2 protein-coding genes, 1 pseudogene and 1 riboswitch are annotated in these 1,525 nt (G+C 60.5%); of the genes and pseudogenes, 2 read left to right on the forward strand and 1 reads right to left on the reverse strand.

Annotated elements, in window-relative coordinates; all coding sequences use genetic code 11:
- Positions 1-127 (forward strand): annotated as a pseudogene (locus tag FT726_RS27245) (galactonate oxidoreductase); the annotation flags it as partial.
- A gap of 8 nt (positions 128-135) precedes the next feature.
- Here the strand turns inward: FT726_RS27245 and FT726_RS27250 are convergent.
- Positions 136-1,053 (reverse strand): nucleoside hydrolase, encoded by a 918-nt coding sequence (locus tag FT726_RS27250; RefSeq protein ID WP_288424313.1) that lies wholly within the window; start codon positions 1,051-1,053, stop codon positions 136-138.
- 107 nt (positions 1,054-1,160) lie between these two features.
- Positions 1,161-1,235, forward strand: a riboswitch (Fluoride riboswitch).
- A gap of 91 nt (positions 1,236-1,326) precedes the next feature.
- On the opposite strand from FT726_RS27250, the gene FT726_RS27255 reads away from it, so the two are divergent.
- On the forward strand, positions 1,327-1,525 hold a 199-nt coding region (locus tag FT726_RS27255; protein ID WP_346303235.1), incomplete at its 3' end, for a CrcB family protein.

Raw genomic sequence — 1,525 nt, forward strand, 5'->3', positions numbered from 1 at the left:
CGGTCAGCTGCGGGCCGATATGATGCTCAACCGCCATTACGACTTCTCGACGCTGGCCGAGACTTTTGAGCCCGGGGTGATCAACAACCCTGAGCTGATCAAAGGCGTCATCCATTTCGCCCGCTAGAGAGCGTGTCAGGCGCGCAGCGTAGCAAAAAAATGTTGCCGTACCGCCTCGGCGTCGACGCCCAGACACAACCGCTGGGCGCGCAGGCCGGCGAACGGATCGTCGCGCGAGGCGAGGGTGCTCACGCGCTGCAGCGTCTGGCCGCGGCTGATGCCTTCGGTCACCACGCGCACCGGCGCTGTCGTCACGCTGAACGCCTGCGGCAGCGCCAGCCACGACAGCGTCAGGGTATCGTGCAGCGCCATGCCATCAAATCCTTCTTTTTGCAGGCTATAAGCCAGATAAGGCCGGCAGATGGCACTCAACACCGGCTGATTCAGCTGGCGCACTTCCTCTCCACTGATCAGCACCTTGTGCGTCACATCCAGCGGCAGCATCACCACCGGCAGCGCCGAGGCCAGTACCTGATCGGCGGCATGCGGATCTTTCCAGATATTGAACTCGGCGAACGGCGTCACGTTGCCGGCGTGGCCGTCGGTGCCAAACGCACCGCCCATGATCACCAGCTCTTTCACCAGCGGAATGATGTCTGGCGCCTGGTTGATGGCGCAGGCGATGTTGGTCAGCGGCCCGATTGCTACCAGGGTAATCACGTGCGGCTGCGCGCGTACGCTATCAATGATGAACTGCACCGCGCTGTCGGCGGCATCGCTATAGGGGTTATCGAAGGCATCGCCGAGACCGTCTGCGCCGTGCAGGGTGGCCGGTGCGGAAGGGGCCAGCGCCAGCGGACGCGAACAGCCACGATACACCGGTGCGCAGATGTTCATCTTTGCACAGAACAGCCGGGCGTTTTTTACCGCCTGGCCAACCGCGACATTGCCAAATACCGTGGTGATGCCCAGCAGCCGCTGCGTGCGCGCCGCATACGCCAGCGCAAAGGCGTCATCCACGCCGATATCAGTATCAAAAATCAGGGTACGCATCGGAATCTCCTTGCTGATGATGTCTGCCACGGTAAAACATAATCGTCCCCGACGATATGCTGACAGCAGGTGAATATTGTCACCTCCGCCGCGCCAGCGTATTATCGTGCCTCTAAGGTGATGGCGTGCCACCTTACCCAACCGCCCTCTGGTTACAGACGGCTGATGACGCCTGACAACTTGCTTATCCCTGCGCGGGAGACGGCGGTGTGTCAGGTGTAGTTTCTGTCCTGCCGCGGCCCTGCGCGTATCTCAATTCAGGAGCTCCAGACTATGCTGAAGTCGCTGTTCGCGGTCATGATCGGTGGTGCCATCGGTTGCACGCTGCGCTGGCTTATCTCTTTGCGTTTCAATACGTTATTCCCCAACCTGCCGCCAGGTACGCTGATCGTTAATCTGGTCGGTGGCTTTATTATTGGCGCGGCGATGGCGTGGTTTGTGCGCAATCCGCACATCGATCCCGTATGGAAAC

The sequence above is a fragment of the Pantoea sp. Morm genome, assembly GCF_016643525.1.
Taxonomy (GTDB): domain Bacteria; phylum Pseudomonadota; class Gammaproteobacteria; order Enterobacterales; family Enterobacteriaceae; genus Pantoea; species Pantoea dispersa.